This is a genomic window from Meiothermus granaticius NBRC 107808 (assembly GCF_003574355.1).
GTDB classification, from domain to species: Bacteria; Deinococcota; Deinococci; order Deinococcales; family Thermaceae; genus Meiothermus; species Meiothermus granaticius.
On sequence record NZ_QWLB01000019.1, the window covers coordinates 51973 to 66119 of the forward strand.

Below are 14147 nucleotides of genomic sequence, written 5' to 3' on the forward strand. Positions count from 1 at the left end.
TCTGCCGTCAATTGTGTTAAACTTGGACATAAGATTTCAACCCAAGTTTATGGCCCTGACCCGCACCACCCTCAACCGCGAAGCCTATAAGGCCCTGCGCAACGCCATCTTGAACCGCAAGCTACCGCCGGGGAAAAAGCTGATCGTACGGGCCCTGGGGGAGGAGCTGGGTCTCTCCCCCACCCCCATCAAAGAAGCCCTGAGCGCCTTGGAGCGGGAGGGGTTGGTGGTGGCGGTCCCACACCGGGGGTATTTCGTCCTGGAGCCCACCCCCGCCGACATCCACGAGATTTACAGCCTGCGGGAGGTGCTCGAGGGCCTTGCCGCCCGCCTGGCGGTTGAGGGCGGGGACCAGGCCCTGGTCCCTCGGCTCGAGAAGCTCCTGGCCCAGCAGCGCAAAGCGGCAGAGCGTGGGGATCTGGGGTTTTATGGAGACCTCGACCTGGAGTTTCATAAAGCCTTCTGGGAGGCCTCGAGGAATCGGCGCCTGCTGGCTACTGCCGAGACCATCGATGGGCAGATCCGGATATTGATCAACAGCTCCGCAGTCATTCCAGGGCGGCTGCCAGAATCTCGGGCTGAGCACGAGGCCATCCTGCAAGCGGTCGCGGGACAGGACCCCGAGGCCGCCGAGGCCGCAATGCGGCAGCACGTGCGCAACGCGAGAAGGGCCCTGGAAGCTTACCTGCTCAAAGGCAAGGCCGTTCTGGACGGGCACAGAGCCGGTTAGTCCCCTGTGCGCTGGCAGGTGTTGAATTGAAGGGGGGCCTCGAGGTAGGCTTCTTGAGCCTTTTGGGGCCATAGCTCAGCGGGAGAGCAGCGCCTTTGCAAGGCGAAGGTCGGGGGTTCAAATCCCTCTGGCTCCACCAAAAGCCTCAAATTGTTGTGCAAGGCAAGCCCCAGCTTCCACTTTTGCAGCGGGGTACTGATCACACCGGACGGGGTTTAATGCTCGGTTTGGGCGCTATCGGTGATCGCCTCAAAGGTCTCGAGGCGGTTGGGCCCTCGGAAAGCCTCGCGGGGCAGGGTGCTGCTCTTGGCGTGGCCTTCCTTGAACCCGGGGCTGTTCACCCAGTCCTGGAAGTGGGCCTCGCTCTCCCAAAAGGTCATCACCACATAGGGCTCCTCCGCCGGATTGGCCGGGCGCAGCACCAGGTTGCGGACAAACCCCGGCCTGCGGTCTACCAGCCGCGCCCGCTGGCGAAAGGTCTCCTCAAAGCGCTGGACATACTCCGGAGCGACCGGAATGCGGTTCATGGTCACAAACATTCCAACCCCCTCAACGCCAAGGCTAGAACCCTAGGGGGCTAAGGTCAATATTTTCAGGGGCCATCCCGGTTCGCGGGGCACACAAACGGTGGGCTTTAGGGGAATGGAAGCTGATCAGGGTCTCGAGCCTTCCATATAACCAAAATAAACCGCGAAGGAATTAGGCTATAATCGGACGATTGAATATGGAAGACAAAAAACGTGGTTTAGACGACCTGCTTACCGATCTGGGGATCGGCGAGGGCGAATCCGCCCCCGAGGTCGTGCTCAAGGAAGAAGCCAAAGCCCCGGTGGTAGCCCCTGCCGTACAGGATCCCAAAAACGCCCTAGAACACTTCATGGTGGGGCTCTTGATGCGCCTGGACCCCGCCTATTCCGTGGAGGTTCGCCAAGAGGGTGAGGTCTTCCACGCGGAGATCTTGGGCGGGGATCTGGGCCGGGCCATTGGACGGGAGGGGAAAACCCTGCAAAGCCTCGAGTTCATCGCGAACGTGGCCATGGCTAAGCAGTTTGGCTCGGCCTATCGGGTGGTCCTCGATGCTGCAGGGTATCGCCGCCGCAACGAGGACCGCATTCACCGCATGGCCATGGACGCGGTGTTGCAGGTGGAGGTCAGGGGCCAGGAGGTTGAGCTCCCGGCCATGCGCCCGAGCGAGCGGCGCATGATCCATGTGCTGCTCAAGCAGCATCAGAAGGTCACCACCTACTCGGTGGGGGAAGGGGAGGAACGGCACGTGGTGGTCGCCCCGAGGGGGGCCGATACCCCCGCGCAAGCCCAAGAGGTGGACAGCGAGGGGTAACCATCTACCCCCCGACCCTAACCATGACCCGCCTCGAGCTCCTCCGCCAGCTGCAACAGCGCCTCAGCGCAGCCGGCAAGCCAGGCCTCGAGGCCCGTTTCATCCTGGCTCACATCCTGCAGGTAGACCCCAACACCCTGGCCAGCAGCCTGTTTCAGCCGGTCTCTCCCGACGTGGCCGAAGCCGCCCAGGCCATGGTGGGGGTGCGGTTGGAGGGATACCCGCTGCAGTTGCTCCTGGGAGAGACCGAGTTCTTCGGGCTGCGCCTACGGGTACAAAAGGGCGTCTTGATCCCCCGCCCAGAGACCGAGGGCTTAGTTGAGCGCGCGCTCGAGCGGCTGCGGGGGCGCACCGAGCGGGTCCGGGTGGTGGACGTGGGAACCGGCAGCGGGGCCATTGCCCTGGCCCTCAAACACATGCGCCCCGGATGGGAGGTCTGGGGCACCGATATCAACCCTCAGGCCATCGCCCTAGCCCAGCAAAATGCCCTGGACCATGGCCTGGAGGTGCGGTTCCTGCAGGCGGCCTACACCGCTGGGCTAAGTGCTTTGGACTTGGTGATTTCCAACCCCCCCTATCTGCCCGAGGAGTATAAGAGCGAAGCCCCGCCCGAGCTCGAGTACGAAGACGAGGCCGCGCTTTACTCCGGTTATGACGGCCTAGATATGGCTCGAGAGCTGCTGCTCCAAGCCTGGGGTGCGCTTCTGCCGGGAGGCTGGCTGGCCCTGGAGCTAGCCCCCTTCAACGTCTATGAGCTCCGGGAGGAAGCCTTTTACCGTGGCTGGGAGCAGGCCCAGGTCTACCGGGACCTAACCCAGCAACCCCGCTATCTGCTGGCCCGAAAACCCGGCGGGGAGCCGGACGAGGTTCTGGTGGAGCAATAACCCCCCAAAGGGGCAGCGGTATAGACTGCGAAGGTATGGACCGAGACCTGTACCTCGAGGCGGCCTTGGATGCGGCGTACCTGGCCAAGGGAATCCACCAGTATTACCGGGAAAAAGGCTTTACCCAGAGCAGCAAATCCACCCCCACCGACCTCGTCACCCAGGCAGACCGAGAATCGGAAACGGCTATTCGGGCCCTCCTCACCTCGAGGTTCCCCGGTCATGGGGTACTGGGCGAGGAGGAAGGACAGCAGGGCGAAGGGGAGTTTCGCTGGATCGTGGATCCGCTGGATGGCACGGTGAACTATGCCCACGGCTTTCCGTTTTATGCGGTGAGCATCGCCCTCGAGGTGCGGGGGCAGCTTGAGCTGGGGGTGATCCTCGACACCGCTCGCGGCGAGCTCTTTACCGCGCTCCGCGGCGCTGGGGCCCGAATGAATGGGCGGCCCATCCGGGTTTCCAGGCAAACCCAGTTGCTGGGAAGCCTGTTGGCCACGGGGTTCCCATACGATGTTCAGCGGGATAGCGAGAACCTCACCTACTTCCAGCGGGCCTTGGCCAAGGGCCTCACGGTGCGCCGTCCGGGAGCGGCCGCGCTCGACCTGGCCTACGTAGCGGCGGGGCGGCTCGAGGGGTTCTGGGAGGTCAAGCTCAATCCCTGGGATGTGGCCGCAGGCTGGCTCCTCATCGAAGAAGCGGGGGGGCAGGTCACCGGCCTTCATGGGGAGCCCTATGCCCTGGGAAACCGCTACCTGGTGGCCTCTAATCAGGCCATCCATGCCGAGCTGATCGCCACCCTGCACGGCCATTAGCGCCCTGGCCCTGGCTAGACGAGGGGCTGGGGCTCGGTAGAATAGCCGCGTGAAGGTTTTGGTGGTAGGTTCCGGAGGCCGCGAACACGCTTTGGTCTGGAAGGCTGCCCAGTCTCCTAGGGTTTCTCAGCTCTACGCGGCTCCTGGTAACCCCGGTATGGCCGAGTGGGCCCGGCTGATCCCCTGGGATGGCGAGGTGCATCATCTGGCCGAGTGGGCCCTCCAAGAGGGGATTGAGCTAACCCTGGTGGGGCCCGAAGGGCCACTGGTGGAGGGGATCGCCGATGCCTTCGCCCAGCGGGGGTTGCGGGTCTTTGGGCCGACCCAGCGGGCCGCGATGATCGAGGGCTCGAAGTCCTTTGCTAAGGATCTAATGCGGCGCTACGGCATCCCCACCGCCCAGTACAGAAGCTTTACTGAGCCCCTGGAGGCCCTGGAATACCTCGAGACCCAGGGGGCGCCCATCGTGGTCAAAGACTCCGGCCTGGCCGCGGGTAAAGGGGTGACCGTGGCCACGACGCTACACCAAGCCAAACAAGCCGCGCTCAATATCCTCTCCGGGCCCGAGCCCGGCGAGATCGTGGTGGAAGAGTTTCTAAGCGGCCCTGAGGTGACCGTGCTGGCGGTGACCGATGGCGTTTCGATCAAGCCCCTCCTGCCCTCTCAAGACCACAAGCGCTTGGGCGATGGCGACACGGGCCCCATGACCGGTGGGATGGGTGCGGTCTGCCCTTACCCGCTTCCCCCCCAAACCCTGGCCCAGATCGAGGCCGAGGTGTTGCGGCCCCTGCTCGAGGGGCTGCGCTCGGAGGGGGTGCTCTACCAGGGGGTGATCTACGCCGGGCTCATGCTCACCGCGGGCGGCCCTAAAGTGCTGGAGTTCAATGCCCGCTTCGGTGATCCCGAGGCTCAGGCCATCCTGCCCCTGCTGCAAACCGATCTGATCGAGCTGGCCCTGGCCACAGTCGAGGGCCGGCTGGGGGGGCTCGAGCTGGTCTGGCATCCTGGGGCCGCGGTGTGTGTGGTGATGGCGGCTCCCGGCTACCCCAACGACCCCCAGAAAGGGCTGCCCCTACAGCTGCCCGCCCAAGCTCCCGAAGGCGTGCTGTATTTTCAGGCCGGAACCCGGCAGGACCCCAATGGGCTGATCACCGCGGGTGGGCGGGTGCTGAACGTGGTGGGGGTGGGAGACACCCTGGCCCAAGCCCTGGACCGGGCCTATCAAGGGGTGGGCGCGGTCCGCTTCGAGCGGGCCCAGTATCGCTGGGACATTGGCCGAAAGCTGCGGTAGGGGTAAAGTAGGAGGCGCATTGCTCTTGCGCCTTGGCGAGTAAGCCGGTTGATCCCGCGCTGACATAAGCGGTATTGTTCTCGCACTTCCACACAAGGCGCAACGCCACGGAGGATAGAAAGATGAAGAAGCTACTCGTCGCCGCCCTGCTGGCCTTAGGCTTGGCTCAGGCCCAGCAGGTTACCATCACCTACTGGCAGTATGACTTCAAGAGCAAGGTAGACACCATCAACGAACTCATCAAGCAGTTTGAGGCAGCCAATCCAGGCATCAAGGTGGTGCAGCAAACCTTCCCTTACGATGCCTATCAACAAAAGGTGGCCTCGGCGGTGGCGGCAGGGCAAGGGCCGGACGTGGTCAACCTCTACTACGGCTGGCTTCCCACTTGGGTGAAAGCAGGCTACCTCCAGGCCCTCCCCGACGAGCTGAGCAAGAGCCTGGATACCGATTTCATCGGGATGGTCCAGGCCGCCAAGGTCAACGGCAAGTACTACGGCATCCCTACGGCGGTGCGGGCCTTGGCTCTCTTCTACAACAAAGATCTGTTTAAAGCCGCAGGCATCAAAAATCCGCCCCGCACCTGGGACGAGTTCTACGCCGCCGGACAGAAGCTCACGGTCAAGCAAGGCAACCGCTACACCCAGATCGGGTATGGCATCTCCCCAGATGGGCAAGATCACAATGTGGTGCGGGAAATCCTGGTGCGCCAGGCCGGGGGCCGCCCCTACTCCGACGATGACCGGAAGGTACTGTATGGGGGTCCTGAAGGCCTCAAAGCCTTCCGCACGTACACCGACTGGGTCAAGAAATACGATATCGGCATCCCCAACTTCTTCCCCGGCAACAACGGCTACCGCGATGGCTTCATTGCAGGGAAGATCGGGATGATCATTGACGGCAGCTTTGCCATCGGCACCATCCGCGACGGGGCCAAGTTTAACTGGGGGGTGACCGAGATCCCCATTGACCGCCCCGGCGCGCGCAAGGCCAACTTCGGCTCGTTCTGGCTGCACGGGCTGAGCCCACTGGCCACCGGCGCCAAGCGCGATGCGGCGCTTAAGTTCCTGCAGTTCATCACCTCTGCCGATACTGAACGGATGTGGCTCGAGCGCGTAGGGGAACTGCCAGCCCGCAAGGCCATCCTCAAGGACCCCAAGCTTAGCACCGACCCTATCTATGGCCCCTTCGTGGTGGGGCTCTCCTATGCCAAGGCTACCCCCTTCGTGGACGAGGCGGCCCAGCGCAAGGTGATGGTGGACGCCATCAACCGGGTATTGCTGGAAAACGCCGACCCCGACACTTCCCTCAAACAAGCCGCGGCAGAGGATCAAAAAATCCTCGATCAGTTCTGGAAATAGGCAATAGCTTAGGGCTCGAGCCCCACGCTATACGACGTGGGGCCCAGGCCCCAAATTTTCATTCATGAAGCCCCGCTTTTCCCTCGCTACCCGCGAAGCCCTCTGGGCCTTGGCGTTCTTGGCCATCCCGCTGGTGTTTTTTCTGTTCATCCGGATTTATCCGGCGTTTCAGGCCCTGTGGCTCAGCCTGTTTGAATGGAACGCCGACCCCGCCAAGCGGCACTACGTAGGCTTGGAGCACTACTCGCGCATGCTCACCGACGCCACCCTGGGGAAAGCCCTGCGCAACACGGTGCTCTATACCGTGATCGGGGTACCCCTCCAGCTGGCTTTGGGGCTGATCTTGGCCCTGTTGTTGCAGTCGGTAACGCGGCTGCGGGATTTGTTTCGGGCGATTTACTTCACCCCCTACATCACCCCAGCGGTGGCGGTGGCCTGGGTGTTTAGCTGGATGCTCTCACCCAACTTCGGCATCGTTAACGAGGTGTTGGGGTTGCTGGGCATTCCGGCCCAGAAGTTTCTCACCAGCCCTGCTCAAGCCCTGCCCACGGTGACCGCCATTGTGGTTTGGCAGAACCTGGGGTTTCAAGTGGTGCTCTTTTTGGCAGGTCTAGAGAGCATCCCCCGCACCTACTATGAGGCGGCCCGCATAGACGGGGCCGGCGGCTGGGCCACCTTCCGCCACATCACCCTCCCCCTACTGAACCCAGTGATGGTGTTCTCCGCGGTGATTGCCACCATTGGCTTTCTCCAGCTCTTCACCCAGGTGGTGAACCTCAACTTCACCGATCAGGGGGGGCCGGTGGGCAGCACCCTGACCCTAGCGCTCTACATCTACCAGCTGGCTTTCGCCCGGTTCCAACTGGGCTACGCCGCAGCAGTAACGGTGCTGCTGTTTGGCCTAATCCTGATCATCACCCTGGTACAGCTTCGCATCCTCTCGAGAAGGGTGGAGTACTGATGCCCCAAAGCTCTTCCGCTGTTCGGCCCTTGCCACACGTCCCCGCATCCGCCCTGGGTGCCGAGGCTCCGCTAGGGGCTTGTCTGAGAAGGCTATGAACCGCTTCTACACTGCCTTAGCCTATATCCTCTTGGCCCTGGGGGGGGTGGTGATGGTCTTCCCCTTTGTCTGGATGCTCCTGACCTCACTCAAACCCTTCGGCGAGTTGTTTAACCTCGAGGTCTGGCCCCGCGACCCCACCTTGGATAACTACCGCGAGGTGTTGACCCGCACCGACTTCCCCCGCTGGTTTCTCAACAGCCTGGGGATTGCAGGGATCACCACCGCCACGGTGCTGTTTTTCGATTCCTTGGTGGGCTATACCCTGGCCAAGCTGCGGTTTCCCGGTAAGGAGATCGTCTTTGTGCTGATCCTGTCCACCTTGATGGTTCCCACCGAGATGCTGGTGATCCCCTGGTACGTGATGAGCGTGGGTTACGGCTGGGTAGACACCTACTGGGGCCTCTTGTTCCCCGGCCTGATCAGCGCCTTTGGGGTATTTTTGATGCGGCAGTTCTTTCAAAGTCTGCCCTCCGAGCTAATGGACGCCGGGCGCATCGACGGGCTCTCCGAGTTCGGGGTGTTCTGGCGGGTGGCTTTCCCCCTGGTCCGTCCAGGGCTGGCTGCCTTGGGCATCTTCACCTTTCTGGGCAACTGGAACGCCTTTTTGTGGCCGCTGGTCATCACCCAGTCACCGGCCATGCGAACCCTTCCGGTAGGGGTAGCGCTGTTTTCCGGCGAAGCCAACACCGCCTGGCACCTGATCATGACCGCTAGCAGCCTGGCGGTGCTGCCGGTGTTGCTGGTATTTTTATTCTTCCAAAAGCAGATCATCGAGGGCGTGGTGCTCACCGGGGTCAAAGGTTAGGCCCAGCCAGGGGTCGGGAGAAAAGGCGATACCCCCCTCCTCCAGGTATCTGACCTTTATTTAATCGAATTTTCTGCCATACTGACGGTGGGATGATCTGATGGACTCCACACTTGCTAAGGACAAGCCGCATTCCAAATGGCACCCCGTTTACGAACGCTACGTACTGGCAGAGCATTACCGCTTCGGCAAAGCCCACCTAGCCCCCTATTTTTTCGACGCCCTCACGGTGTACGCTCAGGAACTTGCCCGGTTGGGGATACCCCATACGGCTGAAGCTGTGACCGCGCTCAAGCGCCTGCGCTCGGAGGTTTTGCCGCAGTTTGACGGCAGTGCTGAGGACTATTTCTTTGCCATTTATCAGGCCGTGCAACGGGCCTACGGGGCAGAGGTGGCCGGAGCCATGCGCCAAGGGCTTAGCCGCAACGATATGGACCTCACAGTGTTCCGGGCCTATGCCCGGGATCGGCTGCTCGAGGTGCTGGACAGCCTGCGGGGGTTGCGGCAGATCCTGCTCTTTTTAGCGGAGCGCCACCTCAATACCCTGATGGTGGCCTACACCCACTACCGCCCGGCCCAGCCCACCACCCTAGGCCACTATCTGATGGCGGTAGAAAACCTGCTGGCCCGCGATCACAAGCGGCTCTTCGCCGCGATGAAAACCACCGACACCTCCCCCCTGGGTTCTTCGGCCTTGGCGGGGAATCCCTTTCCCGTAGACCGGGTGCGGCTGGCCCAGGACCTGGGCTTCGGCGCGGTGATGGAGAACACCTATGACGGCATCTCCGCCGGGGACTGGGCTTTGGAAATTACCGCGGGGCTGGCCTCGCTGGCCACCAGCCTCTCGCGGCTCTCGCATGACCTGCTGTTCTGGGCTGAGCGGGGAGGGTTCGTGGTAGGGGATGCCTTGGCCCAGGGCTCGAGCATCATGCCGCAAAAGCGCAACCCCGTGGTGCTCGAGCACGTGCGGGCCTATGTCTCGCAGGTGTTGAGCGGCCCCATCACCCTGCAAGCCCTGAACCACAACACCCCCTTCGGGGACCTCAACGATCACTCCACGGCGGTCTTGGAGCCGCTCGAGCGCCTCTGCCACGCCACCGGTGGGGCACTGGAGCTGATGAGCGTGACCCTGAGCGAAAGCACCTTCGTTCCTGAGGCGCTGGCCGCTGGGCTCAAGGACGGCAGCGTGATGGCCTCGGAGCTGGTAGACGTGCTGGTCGCTCAGGGATACCTACCCCTGGCCGAGGCCCAGGCTCGGGTCAAGGCCCTGATGGCGGCCCTGGCCGAGACCGGGCGCACCTTGGCCCAGGTTGAGCCCCCTGATTTCGTGTTGCATCTGGGCTTCGATGCCCCGGCCCTCTTCGGCGCCCTCGACCCCCGGCATTTTCTAGAGCGGCGCAAAGTGCTGGGGGGGGTTGCCCCCGAAGCCCAGCACGCTGAGCTCGAGGGGGCCAAGAAACGCCTCTACAACCAGCGCCGGGCCATCGTGCGCAAACGGCGGCTGGTACGGGCCACACGGGCCAGATTGGCCAAAGAATGAGGATTTCAAGGCTGCCTAGCCTGTCCGGAATCGGGGCTAATTTGCAATGAGGAAACCTCCACCGCCTCGAAGGCTGAGCCGGGAACCTTGCGCAGCTGGCTGACCAGCACATCGTTGTCCCAGCGCTCATCCGGAGCCCCGCTGATAAACCAGGAGGAGCCATTATCCGCCAGGATCAGGCCATATTTTTTCAGGGCTCGGAGGATCACCTGAACCTTGGGGTCGAAGCCGGAGAGGTCATAGCTGGCCTTAAGGCGGAAGCGTTGTCCCATCGGCGGATACTGGCTACCGCTGAGGCTCGAGGCCTGATGCCGGGCCGGCCAGACGTACGCGTTGCGGGTCTGGGCTGCGGTGAAACGAATGGCGTGCCGAATCTCTCCGGCGGCCACCTCCTCATAGCGCACCAGCCCTGGCAAAATCGGCAGCCCCGCGGCATCGGCAGAAGTCCAGGTATCGGGTCGAAGCGCATTTGAGCGCAGGTCGAAAATTGCCCCCGAACCCGCCCGCCAGCTTCCGTCGGGGTTTGGGTAGGCCGCAAAGAGTTCATAAAGCTTACAGGCGTCCCGATCCACAATCAGAACATGGCGATCCCCTTGGCTCTGAGCCCCTCCCTCGATGGGGGCATTGGGAGGAATGGGGTAGGGGCCGGGGTCGCTCTCGCGGGCATATTGGAAGCTCACCTTGACCTTGGCCTGGCTCCCCGAGACGGTGGCGTAGGGAATTCCGATGGGGGCTCCGTCGTAGAGCCCGGAACCGAAGTCGGGATGAAGGCCTTTGTTCGCCCCCAGGGTGGCGATGTAGGCTGAGGAATTGGGGTCTACGGGCAGGGTGTCCACCGGGGTATTCCAGATGTTGTCCGCTGGGAAAAAGGTGCAGGCGCCGGGATCGGTGGAGGGGGGTCGGGGGGCTGAGGAGAGGCTCGAGCAGGCCGCCAAGCCCAGTCCAGCTACCAGAAGGCGAAAGCGCATACTCCAAAGTAACAAAGTCCCAGGCGCTCCCCCGCAAAATAAAGGTTCGATTAAGTGCCATCCGCCAACCCCGTGGGGTGGCTTCAAGTAGGTTTCGCCCCCAACGGCTCGTCGGATCCCTCTGAGATCCGCCGCACCTCAAGGATCCGCACCGGCTCGAGCAGCATCTGACCCTGCACCGGTGGGGTCTGCCCTCCCGCTGGCCGCTGCTGAATGGCTCGAGCCACCTCCAGCCCACGAACCACCCGGCCAAAGGCCGCAAAGCCCTGCCCATCGGGATTGCGCCGCCCACCATGGTCAAGCTCAGGGCTCTCCTCCAGGCAGATGAAAAACTCCGAGTGGGCGGTGCCCGGCTCCAGCCGCGCCATCGAGAGGGTGCCTTCCCGATGGCGCAACCCCGTTAGCTGGGTGCTCTCATGGGGGATCGGGGGAAGTTTGGCCGGGTGCTCCCCCATGCCCAACCCTCCCTGAATCACCTCGATCTTCACCGGGCTGTGGGCCTGGTTATCGGCCCGCACCACGCGGTAAAAACTGGCCCCCCTGTAGCGGCCCTGGTCCACGTAATGCAGGAAGTTGGCCACGGTACGGGGGGCTTGGCGCGGAAAGAGCTCGAGCACAATCTCCCCCAGCTCGGTGAGCAGCAATACCTGGGGCTCCTCCATACCCAGAAACCTAGTCTCCGGCCCTCGGCTCCATCGCGGACCGCCCCTCCTGCCAAGAGGACCGCAGCTTGCGCCAGACCGTGAAGGCCAACAGCACCGCCGTCCCTACCGCCGTGACCAAGATGACCCGCGGGCTCAGGCCCTGCACCGCCATCGCCAGCATATTGAGGATCAAGGTCACCGCCCAAAGGATCAAAGTGGTGCGGCTCTGAGAAAAGCCCCTGGCCAGCAGGAGGTGGTGCAGATGGTCCTTCCCTGGGGTAGACATGGGGTTTTTCCCCCGCAGCAGCCGCCCGACAAACACCCGGGTCACATCGAGGATGGGCAGCAGCAAAAAAAGCGCGGTGGGGATCAGGGAGAACACCGTGGTGAGCTTTAGGCTACCCAGCAACGCAGTGGCCGCCAGCGTGTAGCCAAAAAAGTAGGCCCCCGCATCTCCCATGATGATTTTGGAGGGATGGAAGTTATGCCGCAGAAAGCCCAGCGCGGCCCCGGCCAGAGCGGCCAAGACCAGTGTGGCCGAGGCCCAGTAGGTGAATTGCGCCGAGACCGCCAACAGGCTCATCGCGGTGATGTAGCTGATTCCCCCTGCAAGCCCGTCCACCCCGTCCATCAGGTTGATGGCATTGGTGATCCCCACGATCCAAACCACCGTCAAGACCGTGCTCAGCAGAGGGTCTATGGCGGTGCCAAAGGCGGCATGAAAGCGAATTCCCACCGCCACCAAGAGCAGCGCCACCAAAATCTGCACCCCAAAACGAAACACCGGGGGTAAGCCGAACTGGTCATCAATAAACCCCACCAGAACCAGAATCGCCCCACCCAACAAAATGGCCAGCATCTGCAGCAGCACGCTCTCGGCCAGTACCGGGCGCAGCACCGCTGCAATCACCAAAGCCGCGATCACCCCGGCGAAGATGGCCAACCCCCCCGCGTTGGGCAGGGGTTCCTTGTTCAACCGGCGGGCGTTGGGTTGGTCGGCCCAGCCGACCTCGAGGGCAAAGCGACGCACCCAGGGGATGAAGCGCCAGGTCACCGCCCAGGCCACCACAAAGGTGAAGATCACCGTGATCCAACCGGTCCCCGCAGGGCTCGAGATGCCTAAAGATTTGAGAAACTCGCTCATAGGGCTGCCGAATCAAGCCTAAGGCCAAAGGCTGAAAGCTGGAAGAGGGGTCTTAGGCTTGGCCTTTAGGCTCACTTGGTGCCGTAGATCCGATCACCGGCATCGCCCAGCCCCGGCACAATGTAGCCGTGGTCGTCGAGGTAGCGGTCCACCGCAGCCACCACGATATCCACATCCGGATGCTCTCGCTCCACCCGGGCAATCCCTTCGGGAGCCGCGATAATGCTCATCAGCTTGATCTGCTGCGCTCCCCGGGCTTTGAGTACCGTGATGGCGTGAACCGCGCTGCCCGCCGTGGCCAACATGGGATCGGTCAGGAAGATTCGCCGCCCACCGATGTCCTCAGGCAGCTTGGCGTAGTATTCCACCGGATTAAGGGTGGCCGGGTCGCGGTACAGGCCGATATGCCCCACTCGAGCCGCCGGCACCAGTTGCAAAATGCCATCCACCATGATCAGGCCCGCCCGCAGGATCGCCACCAGGGCCAGCTTCTTGCCCGAGAGCATCTTGGCTTCCATGGAGGTCAGGGGGGTCTCGATGGTCACGGGGTCAAGCTCGAGGTCGCGCATGGCTTCATAGGCCATCAGCATCGAAACCTCCGCCATCAGCTCGCGAAAGTCCTTGGAGCCGGTGTTTTTATCGCGCAGGATGGCCAGCTTATGCTGCACCAGGGGGTGGTCTACCACGGTCAGGCTCATCGGGGAAAATCGTATCATCTCGAGCCGGGCCCAAACGGGGGTGGATCCCCAGCGTCCGGCATCCAGGCCGGGGTTGAGGCAGGTTACAGCGGCTTGAAGTCTCGGTAAAAGCGCAGGGCTTTAGGCATCTTGTCCTCGACCGCGGAGGCAAAGCCCGCCGGTTCTTTGGTGCGAAACCAGTGCATATCGTGCAAATAGGTCAGCGGGACCCAAAAGCGCAGCCGGGCCCACACCGCGGAACCCTCCGGATAACAGCGCACCATGAAGCGCAGGGCCGCCAAGGCCTCCTGTTCACCGAGCAGCCCCAGCGTGCCGGTGGTCAGAATGGCCAGATCGCGGGCCGGATCATCCGGGCTGGCCCGCAACCAGTCCACCACGAAGGCTGCGGGGATCCCCGGGTCTGCGTCGGGGTTGCGCAGCAGAACATTCCCCGCATGGGGGTCACGATGACAAAAGGCCTGGGGGGTCCCCGCGATCTCATCCAGGTGGGCCTGCAACAAACCGATCAGGGCTTGGGCTTCGGGCAGGTCGTGCAGGGTGCCCCCAAACTGGAGGAGCCGGGCCTCGAGGCGACTGCGGCTGATCACCCCAGGCTCGGGCAGGGCGTGCAGCCGACAGAAAAATTGGGCCAGCTCCTGTAGGGCCGCGGAGCTGAAGTTCTCCGGGCGGAAGTTTTGTCCAGGGTAGCGCCGGGTGACGAGTACCCCGTGCCCTGCCAGCTCAAAAGCCTCCACCACCCAGTCGCCGAGCCCGGCCTTGGTCATGTTGAGGGCCTCGAGCCGCGCGGCCAGAATGCCGGTGGGCTGCCAGCTGGGGGTCTGCGGGGTAGGGGGGGCAAACACCTTGAGCACCCGCCCATCCCCAGCAAAGG

General features: G+C 63.0%; 15 protein-coding genes and 1 tRNA gene. 10 read left to right on the top strand and 6 right to left on the bottom strand.

From position 1 onward, the window contains the following. Positions 1 to 49: 49 nt before the first annotated feature. Positions 50 to 730, top strand: a complete 681-nt coding sequence (locus Mgrana_RS08225) for a GntR family transcriptional regulator (protein WP_119357126.1) — start codon at positions 50 to 52, stop codon at positions 728 to 730. A 64-nt stretch (positions 731 to 794) separates the two neighbouring features. Further along, a tRNA-Ala gene (locus tag Mgrana_RS08230) sits at positions 795 to 869 on the top strand. A gap of 76 nt (positions 870 to 945) precedes the next feature. On the opposite strand, the gene Mgrana_RS08235 is transcribed toward Mgrana_RS08230, so the two are convergent. Continuing rightward, positions 946 to 1269 carry an antibiotic biosynthesis monooxygenase family protein gene (locus Mgrana_RS08235; protein WP_119357127.1) on the bottom strand — a complete coding sequence of 108 codons (324 nt, stop codon included), beginning with the start codon at positions 1267 to 1269 and terminating at the stop codon, positions 946 to 948. A gap of 185 nt (positions 1270 to 1454) precedes the next feature. Here Mgrana_RS08235 and Mgrana_RS08240 point away from each other — a divergent pair, with 185 nt between their 5' ends. The 8 genes from Mgrana_RS08240 (at position 1455) to Mgrana_RS08275 (ending at position 9822) form a co-directional block, all read left to right on the top strand. Then, positions 1455 to 2069, top strand: a complete 615-nt coding sequence (locus tag Mgrana_RS08240) for a Jag family protein (RefSeq protein WP_119357128.1) — start codon at positions 1455 to 1457, stop codon at positions 2067 to 2069. 23 nt (positions 2070 to 2092) lie between these two features. Continuing rightward, entirely contained in the window at positions 2093 to 2953 is an 861-nt protein-coding gene (gene prmC / locus Mgrana_RS08245) for a peptide chain release factor N(5)-glutamine methyltransferase (RefSeq protein WP_119357129.1), read from the top strand. 35 nt (positions 2954 to 2988) lie between these two features. Then, the gene (locus Mgrana_RS08250; RefSeq protein WP_119357130.1) at positions 2989 to 3765 is read left to right on the top strand and encodes an inositol monophosphatase family protein; all 777 of its coding nucleotides are present in this window, start codon (positions 2989 to 2991) and stop codon (positions 3763 to 3765) included. Between the two features lie 49 nt (positions 3766 to 3814). After that, positions 3815 to 5056, top strand: a complete 1242-nt coding sequence (gene purD, locus Mgrana_RS08255) for a phosphoribosylamine--glycine ligase (RefSeq protein ID WP_119357131.1) — start codon at positions 3815 to 3817, stop codon at positions 5054 to 5056. Positions 5057 to 5178: 122 nt separating this feature from the next. Next, positions 5179 to 6414: an extracellular solute-binding protein gene (locus Mgrana_RS08260; RefSeq protein ID WP_119357132.1), complete on the top strand. Its 1236-nt coding sequence runs from the start codon at positions 5179 to 5181 to the stop codon at positions 6412 to 6414. 64 nt (positions 6415 to 6478) lie between these two features. After that, complete coding sequence (locus Mgrana_RS08265; RefSeq protein ID WP_119357133.1) at positions 6479 to 7375, top strand: carbohydrate ABC transporter permease; 897 nt, start codon at positions 6479 to 6481, stop codon at positions 7373 to 7375. Positions 7376 to 7469: 94 nt separating this feature from the next. Beyond that, positions 7470 to 8282, top strand: coding sequence for a carbohydrate ABC transporter permease (locus Mgrana_RS08270; protein WP_119357134.1), 813 nt, complete (start codon positions 7470 to 7472; stop codon positions 8280 to 8282). Between the two features lie 100 nt (positions 8283 to 8382). Next, a complete protein-coding gene (locus Mgrana_RS08275; protein ID WP_119357135.1) occupies positions 8383 to 9822 on the top strand; it encodes an argininosuccinate lyase in 1440 nt (479 codons plus the stop codon). Between the two features lie 5 nt (positions 9823 to 9827). Here Mgrana_RS08275 and Mgrana_RS08280 read toward each other — a convergent pair whose 3' ends face one another. From Mgrana_RS08280 to Mgrana_RS08300, 5 genes are all read right to left on the bottom strand, one after another. Then, positions 9828 to 10790 carry an LOG family protein gene (locus Mgrana_RS08280; RefSeq protein ID WP_206075067.1) on the bottom strand — a complete coding sequence of 321 codons (963 nt, stop codon included), beginning with the start codon at positions 10788 to 10790 and terminating at the stop codon, positions 9828 to 9830. A gap of 83 nt (positions 10791 to 10873) precedes the next feature. After that, entirely contained in the window at positions 10874 to 11452 is a 579-nt protein-coding gene (locus tag Mgrana_RS08285; RefSeq protein ID WP_119357136.1) for a peptidylprolyl isomerase, read from the bottom strand. 10 nt (positions 11453 to 11462) lie between these two features. Then, positions 11463 to 12578 carry an MraY family glycosyltransferase gene (locus Mgrana_RS08290; protein ID WP_119357137.1) on the bottom strand — a complete coding sequence of 372 codons (1116 nt, stop codon included), beginning with the start codon at positions 12576 to 12578 and terminating at the stop codon, positions 11463 to 11465. Positions 12579 to 12649: 71 nt separating this feature from the next. Next, on the bottom strand, positions 12650 to 13276 hold the full coding sequence (upp, locus tag Mgrana_RS08295) for a uracil phosphoribosyltransferase (RefSeq protein ID WP_119357138.1): 627 nt from the start codon (positions 13274 to 13276) through the stop codon (positions 12650 to 12652). Between the two features lie 83 nt (positions 13277 to 13359). After that, the coding region (locus Mgrana_RS08300; RefSeq protein ID WP_147371289.1) for a phosphotransferase family protein at positions 13360 to 14147 on the bottom strand (788 nt) is incomplete at its 5' end.

Bases quoted from the DNA above. Each gene is read 5' to 3' on its own strand.
- Mgrana_RS08225 (WP_119357126.1), top strand. From the start codon at position 50: ATGGCCCTGACCCGCACCACCCTCAACCGCGAAGCCTATAAGGCCCTG.
- Mgrana_RS08235 (WP_119357127.1), bottom strand. From the start codon at position 1,269: ATGTTTGTGACCATGAACCGCATTCCGGTCGCTCCGGAGTATGTCCAG.
- Mgrana_RS08240 (WP_119357128.1), top strand. From the start codon at position 1,455: ATGGAAGACAAAAAACGTGGTTTAGACGACCTGCTTACCGATCTGGGG.
- prmC (WP_119357129.1), top strand. From the start codon at position 2,093: ATGACCCGCCTCGAGCTCCTCCGCCAGCTGCAACAGCGCCTCAGCGCA.
- Mgrana_RS08250 (WP_119357130.1), top strand. From the start codon at position 2,989: ATGGACCGAGACCTGTACCTCGAGGCGGCCTTGGATGCGGCGTACCTG.
- Mgrana_RS08260 (WP_119357132.1), top strand. From the start codon at position 5,179: ATGAAGAAGCTACTCGTCGCCGCCCTGCTGGCCTTAGGCTTGGCTCAG.
- Mgrana_RS08265 (WP_119357133.1), top strand. From the start codon at position 6,479: ATGAAGCCCCGCTTTTCCCTCGCTACCCGCGAAGCCCTCTGGGCCTTG.
- Mgrana_RS08270 (WP_119357134.1), top strand. From the start codon at position 7,470: ATGAACCGCTTCTACACTGCCTTAGCCTATATCCTCTTGGCCCTGGGG.
- Mgrana_RS08275 (WP_119357135.1), top strand. From the start codon at position 8,383: ATGGACTCCACACTTGCTAAGGACAAGCCGCATTCCAAATGGCACCCC.
- Mgrana_RS08280 (WP_206075067.1), bottom strand. From the start codon at position 10,790: ATGCGCTTTCGCCTTCTGGTAGCTGGACTGGGCTTGGCGGCCTGCTCG.
- Mgrana_RS08285 (WP_119357136.1), bottom strand. From the start codon at position 11,452: ATGGAGGAGCCCCAGGTATTGCTGCTCACCGAGCTGGGGGAGATTGTG.
- Mgrana_RS08290 (WP_119357137.1), bottom strand. From the start codon at position 12,578: ATGAGCGAGTTTCTCAAATCTTTAGGCATCTCGAGCCCTGCGGGGACC.
- upp (WP_119357138.1), bottom strand. From the start codon at position 13,276: ATGAGCCTGACCGTGGTAGACCACCCCCTGGTGCAGCATAAGCTGGCC.